Here is a 14,428-nt window from a genome sequence, read left to right as displayed (position 1 = left end):
CCCGTCCGTCCGCGGATCCACCGCGGCCGGTCAGGGGACACGACGCCCGACCCCGGACCTCGAAAGGGAACCACATGTCACTCCTGGCGCTGAACGACTCGGGCCTCCTCACCACCGTGCTCCCGATCCTGCTGCTGGTCGGGGTCGCGGTGGTGTCCCTGGTGGCGGTCGTGCTGATCATCGCGGCGGTGTTCAGCATCCTCACGTCGCGGGTGGACGGGGCGATGAAGGTCGTCTGGCTCATCTTCGTCTGTATCGCGCCCCTGATCGGGGCCGTCCTGTGGTTCCTCGTCGGGCGCAACCGCGTTCCCTACTGATCAAGGTTCCCGGGACGCGGAGGGCGCGGCGCGCACGCGTCCCCCGCCGACCGCGTCCCCAGCCGATCGCGGGCCCGGCCCGGAGCCGGGTCGGGGGCCGCTCCCCCGACACCCGGCCCTGGAGCCGGAACCCCCCGCCCGGTGCGGCGCCCTCGTCGCCATCCCCCGCGGGCGCCGACGGGACGGCGGACGTGGCCGGGCCCGGTCAGGGGTTCACCGTCCGCCGAGGTGGCGGGCGAGGAAGCGGTCGATGGCGCCGAACATGGTGATCAGGTTCTCCGGGTTGACGATGGCGTGCCCCTCGTCGTCGAAGACCAGGTACTCCACGTCCACGCCGCGCCCGCGCACCGACGCGACGATGTTGTCGGACTCGGCCTTGACCACGCGGGCGTCGTTGGCCCCCTGGACGACCATCAGCGGCGCGGCGATCCGGTCCACCCTGCTGATCGGTGAGCGGGCCAGCATGTCGGCCTCCTGCTCGGGGACGGCCGGGTCGCCCACGTAGCGGTACCAGTTGTTGACCAGCGCGGGTCGCACGAACGCGGGCTGGGTCCGCATGAAGTTGGCCAGGTCGGAGATGCCGACGACGTCGACGGCGGCGGCGAAGCGGTCGGGGGTGAAGGCCGCCCCGACCAGCGCGGCGTAGCCGCCGTAGGAGCCGCCCAGGATCGCCACCCGGTCCGGGTCGGCGTAGCCCTGCTCCACAGCCCAGTCCACGGCGTCGATGAGGTCGTCGTGCATCTTCCCGGCGAACTCGCCGATCGCCGCCTTCATGTGGGCCTTGCCGAACCCGCTGGAGCCGCGGAAGTTGACCTGGAGCACCGCGTAGCCCCGGTTGGCCCACAGCTGCGCGGAACCGTTGAACCCCCAGTTGTCGCGGGCCCAGGGACCGCCGTGCACCATCAGCACCATCGGCAGGTTCTCGGGTTCGACACCCACCGGCAGGGTCAGGTACGAGGGCAGTTCCAGCCCGTCGCGCGCGGTGATGGTGACCGGCCGCATGGGGGCCATCGCGTCGGGGTCCAGGTGCGGGTGGGCGCGGAACAGCAGCCGGGACTCCCCGGTGGAGTGGTCGTAGAACCAGGTCACACCCGGGTCCCGGTCGTGGGTGAAGCCCACGACCCACCGCCGCCCGCCGTCGTCGCAGGAGATCGCTGCCAGGTCGCCCTCGGACAGCTTCTCCAGGTTCGCCAGCACCTCGGCGAAGTGCGGATCCAGGGCGTGGACGACCTGGCGCTCACCCGTGTAGCGCACGCCCAGCAGCTCGCCCCGCCGGTCCCGGATCAGCGGCGGGGGAAAGGTGGGGAAGACCTGTGCGCGCGTGTCGATGTCGAAGGTCGGGTGGCTGTCCACCTCGGTCTCCTCACCCGTGGACAGGTCGGCTCGCACCAGGCGGGTGCGGTCGGTGCCCTTGCTGGAGCCGATCCACATCCCGGTCCCGTCCGGGGTGACCTGGGTGGGGAAGACTCCCACCGGGTAGTCGGCGCCCTCGTGGACCAGGACCGGGTGCAGGGCGCCCGTTTCGGGGTCGCGGCGGGAGACCTCGAAGTCGCCGTCGGCGTTGAGGGAGCTGGTGAACAGCTCCCCCTCGCGGCCCTGGAACCAGGTCCCCGTGGCGCCGGGGCTCTGGGCCAGCATGGTGAGCCCGCCGGTGGCCACGTCGAGTTCGTGCAGGTCGAACTCGGCGGCGTCGCGGGCGTTGAGCAGGACGGTCATCCTCCCCGGCCTTCCCCGGGAGGGCTCGAAGCCCACCACCCGGGCGCCGGGGAAGGGGGTCAGGTCCACGGCGGTGGGCTCGGGGGCCTCCAGGTCGACCCGGAACAGGTGCCAGTTCTCGTCGCCGCCGCTGTCCTGGAGGTAGAGCAGCCAGCGCGGGTCCTCGGTCCACTGGTAGCTCTGCACGCTGCGGACCTCGTCGGCGGTCACGCAGCGCGGTTCGCCGTCGAAGTCCCCGGACGGGGTGAGGTCCTGGACCCAGACGTTGAGCCGGTCCCTCCACGGAGCCAGGTAGGCGATCCGCGCGCCGTCCGGCGAGATCGTCGCACCGGCGCGCTCCGGCGAACCGAAGAAGTCCTCGACCGAGATCCTCGCGGGCAGTGCCATGTCGTTCCTTTCGTCGGTGTTCGGTGACGGGAGCCGCGGATCGGGAGGGCCGTGCCCCCGCGTCCGTCCGCGGCTCCGCGGCGTCGGCTGGAATCCGTCTTTCGGTGTTCTTCCGGCTCCGCGGTGCCACCGCTGACACCGCGTCATCAGTCGGAGCGGAGGAAAGTCATGCCGGGGCGGTGGCGCCGCCCCGTCGCGGGAGCGCGCCACGGCCCCGCGTCACGGCTTGCGGTAGGTCAGCCTCCGCAGCAGGATCTCCGCCGGTCCGCGCCTGCCCGCGCGGTCGAGCCGGAACGCCGCCGCGACGGTCAGCAGCCAGGTGCCCACGGCCACCAGCACCGCCGACCAGCTGGACAGGTGCACGCCCAGGCCCAGGCCCCAGGCGGCCAGGAACGGGGCGAAGGCCACCGACTGGGCCAGGTAGCCGCTCAGGGAGCGCCGCCCCAGGGACACCAGGGCCCGGACCGGCAGGGACCGCTGGGCCCCCCGGGCGGAGAGCCGGTGCGCGAGGAGCCCGAAGAGCGCGGCGTAGCCCACCCCGGTGAAGATCCCGGTGTAGAAGTGCACCGAGGAGACCGCCGAGATGTGGGTGGCGTCCAGGACGCCCACGTGCTGGAGGCCCAGCACCGCTCCGGCGGCCCACCCCACGGCGATGCCCAGGACCGCGACCCGGCGCAGCAGCGTCAGGTGTCGCGCCGGGTCCTCCAGGAACCGGTGCCGCGCCGCGAGCAGGCCGATCAGGAACACCGTCGGCAGGGCCAGGGTGAACAGGCCGGAGAAGAGCCCGAAGAACCAGGCCGGGAGGCGGAACACGGCGGAGAGCAGGTAGCTCGTCTCGGCGATGCTGGCCCTTTGCATGTCGGTCGCCGCGGCCGTGGACACCGCGTCCGGCGCCAGCAGGACCGAGGCCGCCGAGACGGCGGTGACCAGGGCGCCCAGGGCCAGCAGGACGGACAGCCAGATCTTGAGGGTGCGGTCGCTGCGGTTGAGGAACAGCGGCACCATGATGAGCCCGATCAGGCCGTAGGTGCCCAGGATGTCGCCCTGCCACAGCAGGGCGGCGTGGACCGCGCCGAAGACGAGCATCCACAGGTGGCGCCTGCGCAGGAGCCCGCGGGCCTCCTTCTCACCGGTGCCGCGCGCCCTCTGCCGGCGGTACATCTGCCCGATGCCGTAGGCGAAGAGGAAGCCGAACATCGTGTGCGTGCGGGCGTCCACGACGACGATCGTCATGAACTGCGCGGCCCTGTCCGCCAGGTTGCCGTCGACGGGGTGCAGCATGGCCAGGCCGGTGGGCGCCTGGTACAGGAACCACGGCACGTGGGCCAGCGCGATCAGCAGCAGCATCATGCCGCGGGCGAGGTCCGGGGCCAGGGCCCGTTCGGCCACCGGCGTCGAACCCGCCGGGGCCCGGGTGTCGGCGGCGGCTGCGGGCGGGTCTCCGGGGACGGAGGGCGGGCCTTCGGCGCGGTCGGTCGTCATGGTGACGGGCTCCAGAGGGTCTTCGCGGCGATCGGTCTGCGTTCGGGGGACTGTCTCCATTGCAGCCGTCGCCGCGCTCCGGCGGCAGTGGGACCACGTCACCACCCGGCCGTGACGTTTGTCGGGTCCAGGTCATGACGCGGCGTCACTGGTGCGCGCGGCGGAGCCGGAAGGATACTGGGGGCGCACCCGGCGCCCACTCGCGCGGACGCGGGCCTCCCGCTTCCGAGGAGGGCGGCGCACCCGCGCTCCGCCCGGCCCCTGCGGCCCGGGCGCCGCCGCTCCGGCGGCGGAGGGGCCGAGGCGAAGGACCGTGCGCGGTGGACACGAACCTGGAAGGGACACGCGTGACTTCGGAGAAGACCGAGGAGACGCAGGGACGGCTGCGCAAGCTCCACGTGGACCTCATCACCGGCGCGGTCTCCGCCGTCGGAGCGCTGCTGGTGGCGGTGAACGCCAGCTCGTGGCAGGACGCGATCCTCATGGCCGTGAGCCTGGCCGCGACCCTGCTGGTCGTCAGCCGGTGGCACGTGGGCCGCCTCTCCCGGGCCACGCTCGCCGGCCTGGTCGTCACCGCGCTCCTGTGGCTGTTCGGCATGCTCCTGGTGGACGTCTCCATGCCCGCCTACGGGTTCGCCATCGTGGCCACCATCATCATCCTCGACCTGCCGCGCCACCAGCGGGCGGCGACGGCGGGGATCGCCGCCTTCGCCGCGGCCGGGCTCACGGCGAAACTGGTGGTGTTGCGCGAGGGCGTGGTCGACTTCCTGCTCCAGTACGTGGTCGCCTCGGCGGGCGTCGCCCTGGGAGGGGTCGTCCTCACGATCCTCGTCCACGCGATGCACGGCCTCATCGCGGAGTTGGCGGCGGCGCGTGAACGGGAGGCCGAGCTGGCCGTGGCCCAGGAGCGCATGCGCTTCGCCAGCGACCTGCACGACATCCAGGGCCACACCCTGCACGTGGTCAAACTCAAGACCGCGCTGGCCCGCAAACTGGTGCGCGCCGACCCCGACCGCGCCGAGGAGGAACTGGGCGAGATCCAGGCCCTGGTCGGCGACACCATCACCCAGACCCGCGAACTGGCCCACGCCCAACGTCGCCTGAACCTGTCCGCGGAGCTGGAGAACGCCAAGAACCTCTTCGAGGCCGCCGAGATCGACGTGCACATGGACCGCGAGGCCGAGGTGGCCCCGGGCGCGGGCGAGCTGCTGGGCCAGGTGCTGCGCGAGACCACCACCAACATCCTGCGCCACGCCCAGGCCAGGCGGGTGCGCATCACCCTGACCGAGACCGGCATCACCATCGTCAACGACGGCGCCGCCGAGGAACCGCCCACCCGGCTGCGGGGGCTGGCCACCCTGCGCGAACGGGTGGCCGACAGCGGCGGCGAACTGACGGTCCGGCACGACGAGGGCCGGTTCACGACCGCCGCGGAGTTCCCGCACCTGGCCCCCGTGCCGGGCCCGGAGAACACCGCGCGCGGGTGAGCGCTCCGCCCCGGGCCGCCCTGCCCCCGGCGCCCAGGCGGATCAGACCACGACCTCCCTGCACACGTCGACGAAGGCCTCCATCCGCCGCACCGGCTTGCGCCCCGCGAGCCGCATGACCTCGATCCCGAGCCCCTCGGACCGGATGTCGAGTTCCCTGGTCGCGTAGGGCAGGTCCTCGTAGCTGCGCTCCAGCACGGTGCGCTGGGTGAGCAGGGCGTTGCCCAGGCCGCGGGCCACCAGGGCGCGCACCATCTCGAAGCTCGTGGTGCGAAAGCGCACGTTGGGCGTCAGCCCCGCCCTGTCGAACAGGCCGAGGAAGTAGTCGCCGCCGGGCGGCAGGTCGAAGAGGATCAGCGGCTCGACCGCCAGGTCCGCCAGGGTCAGCTCCCCCTTCGCGCTCAGGGGTCCGTCCACGGGGGTGAGCGCGTAGGGGGGATCGGACCGCAGCCACTGCGAGGCCACGCCGACCGCCGGGCGGACGCTCGCCAGCTCGTAGTGGTAGGTGATCGCCAGGTCGATGCGGGAGTTGAGCAGGTCGTCCAGGAGGGTTCCGTGGGAGGCCTCGACGAACGAGAGCCGCACCTGCGGATACCGGCGCGAGAACTCCGCGATGACCCTCGGCAGCAGGATCGGCGCGATGGTCGCGTAGCAGCCGATGGTGAGGTCCCCCTCGACCTCCTCCCTCTCCCGGCTGGCGGTCTCCCGGAGCTGTTCGAGGCTGGCCCGCACGTCGTCGGCCACGGCCAGGGCGCGCTGCCCCGACGCGGTGGGGCGCATCCCCTTCGGAGAGCGGACGAAGAGGGTGACCCCCAGCGCGGCCTCCAGATCGGACAACGCCGTCGAGACCGTCGACTGCGAGACGAACAGCTCCCGCGCCGCCGCCGTCACCGACCCGAGCCTGGCTATGGCCCTCAGGTACTCCAGCTGCCGCAGGCTCACGTCGCCCATCGGTCCGGCCCTCCCTTCGGAGCTATCGCTTTTTCCGAAGGAGATCTTCGGAACTATGTGTTTTACAGATCCTAGGCCCCGCCTGGATAGTGGTGACCCATGACACAGGCAGGTCGGATACCGACGGCGCCGTGGGCCCCACCCCGCTCCCGCCAGGCGTTCGAGACCACACTCCCGCGAACGAGCGGCCTCCTGACCATGCACAGGGACGCCCCGACCGGGGAGGCCGCCGCGGCCTCCCCGACCCCGGTGCGCGCCAGGACGAGACCCCAGGAGAAGAGATGACGAGCGAGGTCGCGGAGCAGGTCGACGAGAAGGACCTGCGGCGGGGTGTGTTCGCCGGGGCGGTGGGCGTCTTCGTCCACTGGTTCGACTGGGCCGTCTACGCCTACCTGGCCACCACCATGGCGCAGGTGTTCTTCCCCGAGCAGGACGGCACCACCGCCCTGCTGTCGGTCTTCGCGGTCTTCGCCGTGGCGTTCTTCGTGCGTCCGCTCGGCTCGGTGCTCTTCGGCCACCTCGGCGACCGCTTCGGGCGCAAGACCACGCTGTCGATCGTCATCATCTCGATGGCGGCGGGCACGCTCATGCTCGGGCTGCTGCCCAGCTACGAGTCCGTCGGCATCCTCGCGCCGATCCTGCTGGTGGTCGCCCGCATCATCCAGGGGCTCGCCGCGGGCGGGGAGTTCGGCTCGGCCGCCGCCTTCCTCGCGGAGTTCTCGCCGCCCAAGCGCCGCGGGTTCGGGTGCTCCTGGATCGAGTTCGGCTCGGTCGGCGGGTTCCTGTGCGCGTCGTTCGCCGTGTGGGCCCTGCACGCGTCCTTCCCGGCCGAGGTCGTCCTCGACTGGGCGTGGCGGATCCCCTTCCTGCTGACGGTGCCCATGGCCGCGGTGGGCCTCTACATCCGCCTGCGCATCGAGGACACGCCCGAGTACCGCGCGCTGGAGGACATGAACAACGTCCCGAGCCAGCCCGTCGTCGAGGTGTTCCGCTCCAACGGCAGGCAGTTCCTCCAGACGGTCGGCATCGAGACCTTCATGAACTCCACCTTCTACATCGTCCTGGTGTACCTGATCACCTACCAGGAGGAGATCGTGGGGGTGCCCGCCGACCGGGCGGCCCTGCTCTCCGCGGTGGCCTCGGTCGTCGCCATGGGGATCATCCCGCTCTCGGGCAGGATCTCGGACCGCGTGGGCCGCAAGCCGGTGCTCTACACCGCCGCCGCGCTGCTGATCGCGGCCTCCGTGCCGCTGTTCTGGCTGATGCAGGTGCAGACCTCGTGGGCGGCGTTCGCCGCGACCTTCGGCCTCGCCGCGATCCTGGCGGTCATCCTGGGCACCCACGCGTCCGCCGTGGCGGAGCTGTTCCCGACCCGGACCCGGCAGAGCGGGCTGTCGATGGCCTACAGCGTCGCCGGGGCGTTCTTCGCGGGAACCCTGCCGTACCTGATGACCTGGCTGATCTCCCTCACCGGCAGCAGCATGGTCCCCGCCTTCACCATGGTCGTGATCGGCGTCATCGGCGCGGTCACACTGCGCACCATGCCCGAGACCAGCGGCTCCGACCTGCTGCACGAGAGCGACCGGGCCTCTCGCTGAACCCTTCCCCCACCCGTCCGGGTCCGGCCGCGGCCGGACCCGGGGGACGGCGTCCGCGCGGCCGGGGAGGCACGCGGGGCGCACCCGTCCCGAACACACGCGTTGACCAGAGCCTGGAGGCTGTGCATGTCACTGGAAGAGATCGAGGTCGTCGTCGTCGGAGGGGGGCAGGCCGGGATCGCGATGAGCGAGCACCTCAGCGACCGCAGGGTGCCCCACGTCGTCCTGGAGAGGAGCCGCGTCGCCGAGCGCTGGCGCTCGGAGCGGTGGGACTCGCTGGTCACGAACGGGCCCGTCTGGCACGACCGGTTCCCCGGCCTGGAGTTCACCGGCCTGGACCCCGAGGACTTCGCCTCCAAGGACGGCGTCGCGGACTACCTGGCGACCTACGCCGAGAAGATCGGCGCGCCGATCCGGTGCGGGGTCGAGGTGACCTCGGTGCGACGCAACACCGGACGCCGGGGGTTCCGGGTCCGGACCTCGGACGGTGACATCGACGCCCGCTACGTCGTGGCCGCCACCGGCCCGTTCCAGCGGCCGGTCGTCCCCCCGCTCATCCCCGAGGACTCGGGTTTGGTCCAGCTCCACTCCAGCGCCTACCGCAACCCCGCGCAACTGCCCGAGGGCGGCGTGCTCGTGGTCGGGTCGGGCTCCTCGGGGGTCCAGATCGCCGACGAACTCCGCGCCAGCGGCCGACGGGTGTACCTGTCCGTCGGTCCGCACGACCGCCCGCCGCGCCGGTACCGGGGGCACGACTTCGTCTGGTGGCTGGGCGTCCTCGGCAAGTGGGAGGCCTCGGCCCCCGCGCGGGGCGCCGAGCACGTCACGATCGCGGTCAGCGGCGCGCACGGCGGCCACACCGTGGACTTCCGGGCCCTGGCTCAGCGCGGCATCACGCTGGTCGGCCGGACGGAGTCCTTCGACGCCGGAACCGTCCGCTTCGCGCCCGACCTGCGGGACAACATCGCCCGCGGCGACGCCAACTACCTGTCGCTGCTGGACGAGGCCGACGCCTACGTCGAACGCAACGGACTCGACCTGCCCGAGGAGCCCGGGGCCCGCGTCCTGGGCGCCTACCCGGAGTCGGTGACCGACCCCCTCCGCGAACTCGACCTCGCCGCCGCCGGGGTCCGGACCGTCCTGTGGGCGACCGGCTTCACCGCCGACTACGGCTGGCTGCGGGTGGACGCCTTCGACGAGAACGGCAGGCCCCGGCACCAGCGCGGGGTCTCCTCCGAGCCCGGCGTCTACTTCATGGGGCTGCCGTGGCAGTCCCGCCGCGGTTCGAGCTTCATCTGGGGGGCCTGGCACGACGCCAAGTACGTGGCCGACCAGATCTGCATCCAGCGCGGCTACATGGAACACCACGACGCGCACCCGCACCCGTCCCACACCCAGGGGTGATCACACCATGACCACGCACACGCGCATCCGCAAGTTCAACACCAGGGACACCTACCCCGAGCAGAACCTCGACAACGACCTGTGCCAGGCGGTGGTGGCCGGAGGGGTCGTGTACCTGCGCGGCCAGATCGGCCAGGACCTGGACACCCGCGAGTCCGTGGGCGTCGGCGACGTCCGCGCGCAGACCGAGAAGGCCATGGCCAACATCGACCTCCTGCTCAGGGAGGCGGGCAGCGGTCTGGAGGACATCGTGAAGGTGACCGTCTACCTCACCGACCCGCGCTACCGCGAGGAGGTCTACCGCGAGATGGGGCGCTGGCTGAAGGGGGTCCACCCGGTCTCCACGGGCATCGTCGTCCAGGCCCTGGCCCGGCCCGAATGGCTCGTGGAGATCGACGCGACCGCCGTGATCTCGGGAGGCGACAAGTGACCTTCTCCATCGCGGCCCACCAGGACGGCAGGTTCGGCGTCGCCGCGTCCTCGTCCTCCCCCGCCGTCGCCGCGCGGGTCGTCCACCTGCGCGACTCCGTCGGCGCGGTCGCCTCGCAGAACATCACCGACCCGCGGCTGGGAACGGCGCTGCTGGACCGGCTCGCCGAGGGCGCGAGCCCCCGAGCGGCGCTCGACGCCGTGACCGCCACCGCACCGGACATCGCCTACCGGCAGCTCACGGTGGTGGACGCCTCCGGCGCCGCGGCCACGTTCAGCGGCGGCCTCACCCTCGGCGTCCACGGCGAGGCCACCGGCCCCCACTGCGCCGCCGCCGGGAACATGCTCTCGGACCCGGGCGTCCCCGCGGCCATGTGCGAGGCCTTCGCCTCGGCCCGGGGGGAGCTGGAGGAACGCCTGCTCACCGCCCTGGCCGCGGGCCTGGCCGCCGGAGGCGAGGCCGGACCGGTCTACTCCGCGGGGCTGTCCACCGTGTCCGCGCACGGCTGGCGCGACACGGACCTGCGCGTGGACTGGCGCGAGGACCCGATCGGGGAGTTGGGCGAACTGCTCAAGGTCTGGCTCCCCCAGCGCGACGACTACGTCCGGCGCGGCCTGGAACCGGCCGCCTCACCGGGATACGGGGTGCCGGGCGATGACCGCTGAACCCGGCGCGCCCGAACACGGCGCGCTGCCGAGCGCCGCGGAGCACCTGCCAGAGCTGGTCTCCTACTCCGAGGCGCTGCACGCCCACCCCGAGACCGCCTGGGAGGAGCACCGCGCGGCGCGGTGGACGGCGGAGCTGCTGGAGCGGTTCGGTTTCACCGTCGAGAACGCCTACCTCGGCTTTCCCACCGCGCTGCACGCCACCTACGGGTCCGGTCGGCGCCGGGTCGGCTTCGTCGTGGAGTACGATGCGCTGCCCGGTCTGGGCCACGCCTGCGGGCACAACCTGATCGCCGCGATGTCGGCGGGCGCGGCGATCGCGCTACGCCCCTGGGCGGACCGGCTCGACCTGCGTATCGACGTGATCGCCGCCCCGGCCGAGGAGGGCGGCGGCGGCAAGATCGAACTGCTGGACGCCGGAGCCTTCCGGGACCTGGACCTGGCGCTGATGGCCCACCCCGGACCGGTGGACGCGCCGCGGGCCGAGCCCTACGCCGTCGCCCACGACCACGTCCGCTTCACCGGCCGGTCGGCCCACGCCGCCGCCTACCCGCACGAGGGCCGCAACGCCAACGACGCCTTCGTGGTCGCCCAGGTGGCCCTCGGCCTGCTGCGCCAGCAGCTCCCGCCGGGCACCCGCGTCCACGGCATCCAGACGGTGGGAGGGCAGGCGCCCAACGCCATCCCCGCGGTGACCGAGGGCCGCTGGTACACCCGTGCCGAGAGCCTGGAGCAGCTGGAGCCGTTGCGCCGCCGGGTGGAACAGTGCTTCCGGGCCGGAGCGCTGGCGACCGACACCGCCCTGGAGTTCACCCCGGAGTCGCAGCCCTACTCGGAGTTCCGTACGGACGAGCGCGCCCTGGAGATCTACACGCGCCACGCCCTGGCGCTCGGGCGGCGGTTCGACGCGCCACCCGAACACCAGACGATGAACCGCGCCTCGACCGACATGGGCAACGTCTCCCAGCACGTTGCGGCCATCCACCCCTACATCGGCCTGGGCTGCTTCCCGGTCAGCAACCACCAGCCCGAGTTCGCCGCCGTCTGCGTCGGGGAGGCAGCCAACGGGGTCGTCTCCGACGGCGCCACGCTGCTCGCCCGCACGGCGCACGAGTACTTCGCCGCCCCGGCGTCGGAGTCCGGCCCCCTCCGGGCCGACTGACCCGGGGCGGGTTCAGTCGATCGCCCTGATCACGCGGGCGGGGACTCCCCCGACCAGGGTGCGGGCGGGGACGTCGCGGGTGACCACCGCGCCCGCGGCGACCACGGATCCGGCGCCGATGGTCACCCCCTGCGTGACCACGGCGGCCGCTCCGATCCAGACGTCGTCCTCGATGACGATGGGGGCGAAGGAGAGGTACTCGCGGCGCTCGGCGAGGGGCAGGGGGTGCCCGCCGGTGATGAGGCTGACCCTCGGCGCGATCATGACCCGGTTGCCGACGCGGATGCCGCCCCTGTCCATGAACGTGCAGCCCTGGTTGACGAAGACGTCCTCCCCGAACGCCGTGTTGAGCCCGTACTCGGTGAAGAACGGCGGATAGATCGTCACCGACTCCGGAAGAGGGCCGCCGAACACAACGGAAAGTAGTTCGGCGCGGCCCTCGCCGTCGCTGAACGGCAGCACGTTCAGACGGGACGTCGCGTCGGTCACCTCCGCGATGCGCTCCGCGTGACGTGCGAACTCGGGCGTTTGGACGTACATGACCTGCTCTGTGCGTGTGGACATGCGCTGATCCCACCACCCGGCGGAACGCGTGGTCAAACAACCGCACGATCCACCGGACACAACCAGAGGTTGTGCAAGTAGGCTGGGGCCGTGGATGTCGAAGCGCTGCGCACGTTCGTGGCCGTCGCCCGGACCGGCCAGTTCCAGGCCGCGGCGGACGAGCTCGGGATCAGCCAGCAGGCGGTCTCCAAGCGGATCGCGGCCCTGGAGCGACACCTGGGGGCCGCGCTCCTGGTGCGGACCTCCCGGGGCTCCAGACCGAGCCTGGACGGGCAGGTCCTCCTGCCGCACGCCCGGAGGGCCCTCGCCGCCCTGGAGCAGGCCGAGCGGGCCGTGCGCCCCGGCAGCCGACCCCTGCGCGTGGACGTGCTCAACCGGCGCATCGCCCCGGCCCAGGCCGTCTACCGGTTCTACCGCTCCCACCCCGGGATGGACCTGGACGCGGTCACGCTGGGCGGCGAGAACGCCGTCCAGGCCGCCCATGCGGTGCTCGAAGGAACCGTCGACGCGTCCTTCCGCGCCCTGGCGGCCGAGCGGGTCCCGGCCGGGATCAGCGCCGAACGGCTCCTGGACGTACCCCTGGAACTCCTGGTCGGGCCCACCCACCCGCTGGCGGACGCACCCGAGGTCAGGCCCGCGGACCTGGCCGGTCACCGGATCTGGATCCCCGGGATCAGGCCCGGCACGGAGTGGGCGGAGTTCTACCGGGCGCTGTCGGAGGCCTTCGGTCTGAGCATCGACGCGCTCGGCCCCGACTTCGGCGACGAGGCCCTGATGGACGCGCTGGCCGACTCCGCCTCCCTGGCCACCCTCGTCGGCGGCGGGGACCGGTACCTGTGGCCCCAGGGCCACGACCTGCGGCGCGTCCCCCTGCGCGACCCGACGCCGGTCTACCCGCACGTGCTGCTGTCCCGCAGCGGGGAGCGGCACCCCGTGCTGACCGCGCTGCGCGAGTACCTGCGCACCTCGGGCCCGCGGACCCCGGATGACGTGTGGACCCCGGACTGGGTGGTCCGCCGGACGGACGGGTGATCCGGTCGCCCGCCCGCTCCGCCTACGGCGGGAGGTCGGCGGAGGATCGTTGGCGAGGGCGCGGCCCCGCGACCTCCACGGAAGGCGATCGGCGGCAGAAGGGCTCCGGGAGTGCGGCCCCGCTCCGTCTACGGCAGGAGGTCGGCGGGAACGCGGCCCCGGTCTCCACGGAAGGCCATCGGCGGCCCGGGTTCGGTCCGGAGCGCGACCGCTCGCGGGACACGCCCGGCGGAGCCCGCACGACCCGTCGCCTCGCGTTACGCGGGCGCGGGTGGGAACTTAGTCCCATGAGCACCATCGACCACACCATCACCCTCGCCGCCGCCCACGGCCTGCACCTGTCCGCGCGGGACGCCACGGTGAACGAGGCGGGCCTGGACTACCGCGTCGTCATGGCCCGCGACGCGACCGGCCGGAGGTGGGTGCTGCGCGTACCCCGCCGCGCCGACGTCTCCGAGGGCATGGCCGCCGAGACGCGCGTCCTCGGCCTGGTCGCCCCGGTCCTGGCCGAGGACGGCGTCGCGGTCCCCGACTGGCGGGTCCGCTCCCCCGAGCTGATCGCCTACCCGGCCCTGCCCGGCGCCCCGGGCCTGACCCTGACCGACGCCGGGGAGCCCGTCTGGCACATGGACCCCGCCAGCCCCGACTACGCCGAGCGTCTGGGGCGCCTGCTGGCCCGTCTGCACTCGATCTCCCCGGAGCGGGCCGAGGCGGCGGGCGTCGAGGTCCGTACCCCGGCCCGGGTACGTCAGGCGTGGCGGGACGACATCGCCCGCGTGAGCGAGGCCTTCACCGTCTCCCCCGCCCTGACCGAGGCATGGAGGGCGTGGCTCGACGACGACACCTGCTGGCCCGAGCGGACCGTCATGACCCACGGCGAGATCTACCCCGCGCACGTGCTGCTCGACGAGGAGGGCGCGGTCACCGGGGTCCTGGACTGGACGACCGCCCGCGTGGACGACCCCGCACGCGACCTGTCCGCCCAGTACGGCGCCGCGGGCGAAGAGATGCTGCGGGCCACCCTCACCGCCTACGAGCGGGCGGGCGGGCACGTCCACCCCGGCCTGGCGGCGCAGGCCAGGCACCTGTGGGACGCCTCCCCGATCGGGTACGCCCTGTACGCGCTGACCACCGGCGCCGAGGCCGACCTGGCCGCCGCGGCGGCGGTGCTGGACCCTCAAGGCTGACGCGCCGCCCGGAGCGGGAGGGCACGCCCTCGTCGTTCCCGGAGAA

At 72.9% G+C, this 14,428-nt stretch carries 13 protein-coding genes; 9 read left to right on the top strand and 4 right to left on the bottom strand.

Features of this window, described 5'->3' with window-relative positions:
- The first annotated feature begins 74 nt into the window (after window positions 1-74).
- Window positions 75-317 carry a PLD nuclease N-terminal domain-containing protein gene (locus tag NDAS_RS08290; RefSeq protein ID WP_013152706.1) on the top strand — a complete coding sequence of 81 codons (243 nt, stop codon included), beginning with the start codon at window positions 75-77 and terminating at the stop codon, window positions 315-317.
- A 213-nt stretch (window positions 318-530) separates the two neighbouring features.
- Here NDAS_RS08290 and NDAS_RS08285 read toward each other — a convergent pair whose 3' ends face one another.
- The gene (locus NDAS_RS08285) at window positions 531-2,420 is read right to left on the bottom strand and encodes a S9 family peptidase (RefSeq protein WP_013152705.1); all 1,890 of its coding nucleotides are present in this window, start codon (window positions 2,418-2,420) and stop codon (window positions 531-533) included.
- Between the two features lie 219 nt (window positions 2,421-2,639).
- The gene (locus tag NDAS_RS08280) at window positions 2,640-3,902 is read right to left on the bottom strand and encodes a DUF418 domain-containing protein (RefSeq protein WP_013152704.1); all 1,263 of its coding nucleotides are present in this window, start codon (window positions 3,900-3,902) and stop codon (window positions 2,640-2,642) included.
- Window positions 3,903-4,222: 320 nt separating this feature from the next.
- Here NDAS_RS08280 and NDAS_RS08275 point away from each other — a divergent pair, with 320 nt between their 5' ends.
- Entirely contained in the window at window positions 4,223-5,389 is a 1,167-nt protein-coding gene (locus NDAS_RS08275) for a sensor histidine kinase (protein ID WP_013152703.1), read from the top strand.
- Window positions 5,390-5,431: 42 nt separating this feature from the next.
- On the opposite strand, the gene NDAS_RS08270 is transcribed toward NDAS_RS08275, so the two are convergent.
- Complete coding sequence (locus tag NDAS_RS08270; protein ID WP_013152702.1) at window positions 5,432-6,340, bottom strand: LysR family transcriptional regulator; 909 nt, start codon at window positions 6,338-6,340, stop codon at window positions 5,432-5,434.
- Window positions 6,341-6,621: 281 nt separating this feature from the next.
- Here NDAS_RS08270 and NDAS_RS08265 point away from each other — a divergent pair, with 281 nt between their 5' ends.
- The 5 genes from NDAS_RS08265 to NDAS_RS08245 all read left to right on the top strand — a co-directional run bounded on the left by NDAS_RS08265 (window position 6,622) and on the right by NDAS_RS08245 (window position 11,599).
- Window positions 6,622-7,938, top strand: a complete 1,317-nt coding sequence (locus tag NDAS_RS08265; protein WP_013152701.1) for an MFS transporter — start codon at window positions 6,622-6,624, stop codon at window positions 7,936-7,938.
- A gap of 126 nt (window positions 7,939-8,064) precedes the next feature.
- The gene (locus NDAS_RS08260; RefSeq protein WP_013152700.1) at window positions 8,065-9,342 is read left to right on the top strand and encodes a flavin-containing monooxygenase; all 1,278 of its coding nucleotides are present in this window, start codon (window positions 8,065-8,067) and stop codon (window positions 9,340-9,342) included.
- Between the two features lie 7 nt (window positions 9,343-9,349).
- Entirely contained in the window at window positions 9,350-9,772 is a 423-nt protein-coding gene (locus NDAS_RS08255) for a RidA family protein (RefSeq protein ID WP_013152699.1), read from the top strand.
- Complete coding sequence (locus NDAS_RS08250) at window positions 9,769-10,437, top strand: DUF1028 domain-containing protein (RefSeq protein WP_013152698.1); 669 nt, start codon at window positions 9,769-9,771, stop codon at window positions 10,435-10,437. Before NDAS_RS08255 ends, NDAS_RS08250 begins: the two co-directional genes overlap by 4 nt.
- Entirely contained in the window at window positions 10,427-11,599 is a 1,173-nt protein-coding gene (locus NDAS_RS08245; protein ID WP_013152697.1) for an amidohydrolase, read from the top strand. The genes NDAS_RS08250 and NDAS_RS08245 overlap by 11 nt, the downstream gene beginning before the upstream one ends.
- A gap of 12 nt (window positions 11,600-11,611) precedes the next feature.
- Here the strand turns inward: NDAS_RS08245 and NDAS_RS08240 are convergent, their stop codons facing one another.
- Window positions 11,612-12,139: a sugar O-acetyltransferase gene (locus NDAS_RS08240; RefSeq protein ID WP_013152696.1), complete on the bottom strand. Its 528-nt coding sequence runs from the start codon at window positions 12,137-12,139 to the stop codon at window positions 11,612-11,614.
- 114 nt (window positions 12,140-12,253) lie between these two features.
- Here NDAS_RS08240 and NDAS_RS08235 point away from each other — a divergent pair, with 114 nt between their 5' ends.
- Both NDAS_RS08235 and NDAS_RS08230 read left to right on the top strand, forming a co-directional pair.
- Window positions 12,254-13,195, top strand: a complete 942-nt coding sequence (locus tag NDAS_RS08235) for a LysR family transcriptional regulator (protein WP_013152695.1) — start codon at window positions 12,254-12,256, stop codon at window positions 13,193-13,195.
- 287 nt (window positions 13,196-13,482) lie between these two features.
- Window positions 13,483-14,382, top strand: a complete 900-nt coding sequence (locus tag NDAS_RS08230) for a macrolide 2'-phosphotransferase (RefSeq protein WP_013152694.1) — start codon at window positions 13,483-13,485, stop codon at window positions 14,380-14,382.
- The last annotated feature ends 46 nt before the right edge of the window (window positions 14,383-14,428 follow it).

It is taken from the genome of Nocardiopsis dassonvillei subsp. dassonvillei DSM 43111, assembly GCF_000092985.1.
In the GTDB taxonomy this organism is placed as follows: domain Bacteria; phylum Actinomycetota; class Actinomycetes; order Streptosporangiales; family Streptosporangiaceae; genus Nocardiopsis; species Nocardiopsis dassonvillei.
Note: the sequence above shows the minus strand (reverse complement) of the source record. Positions and strands in the feature narration are given on the sequence as shown.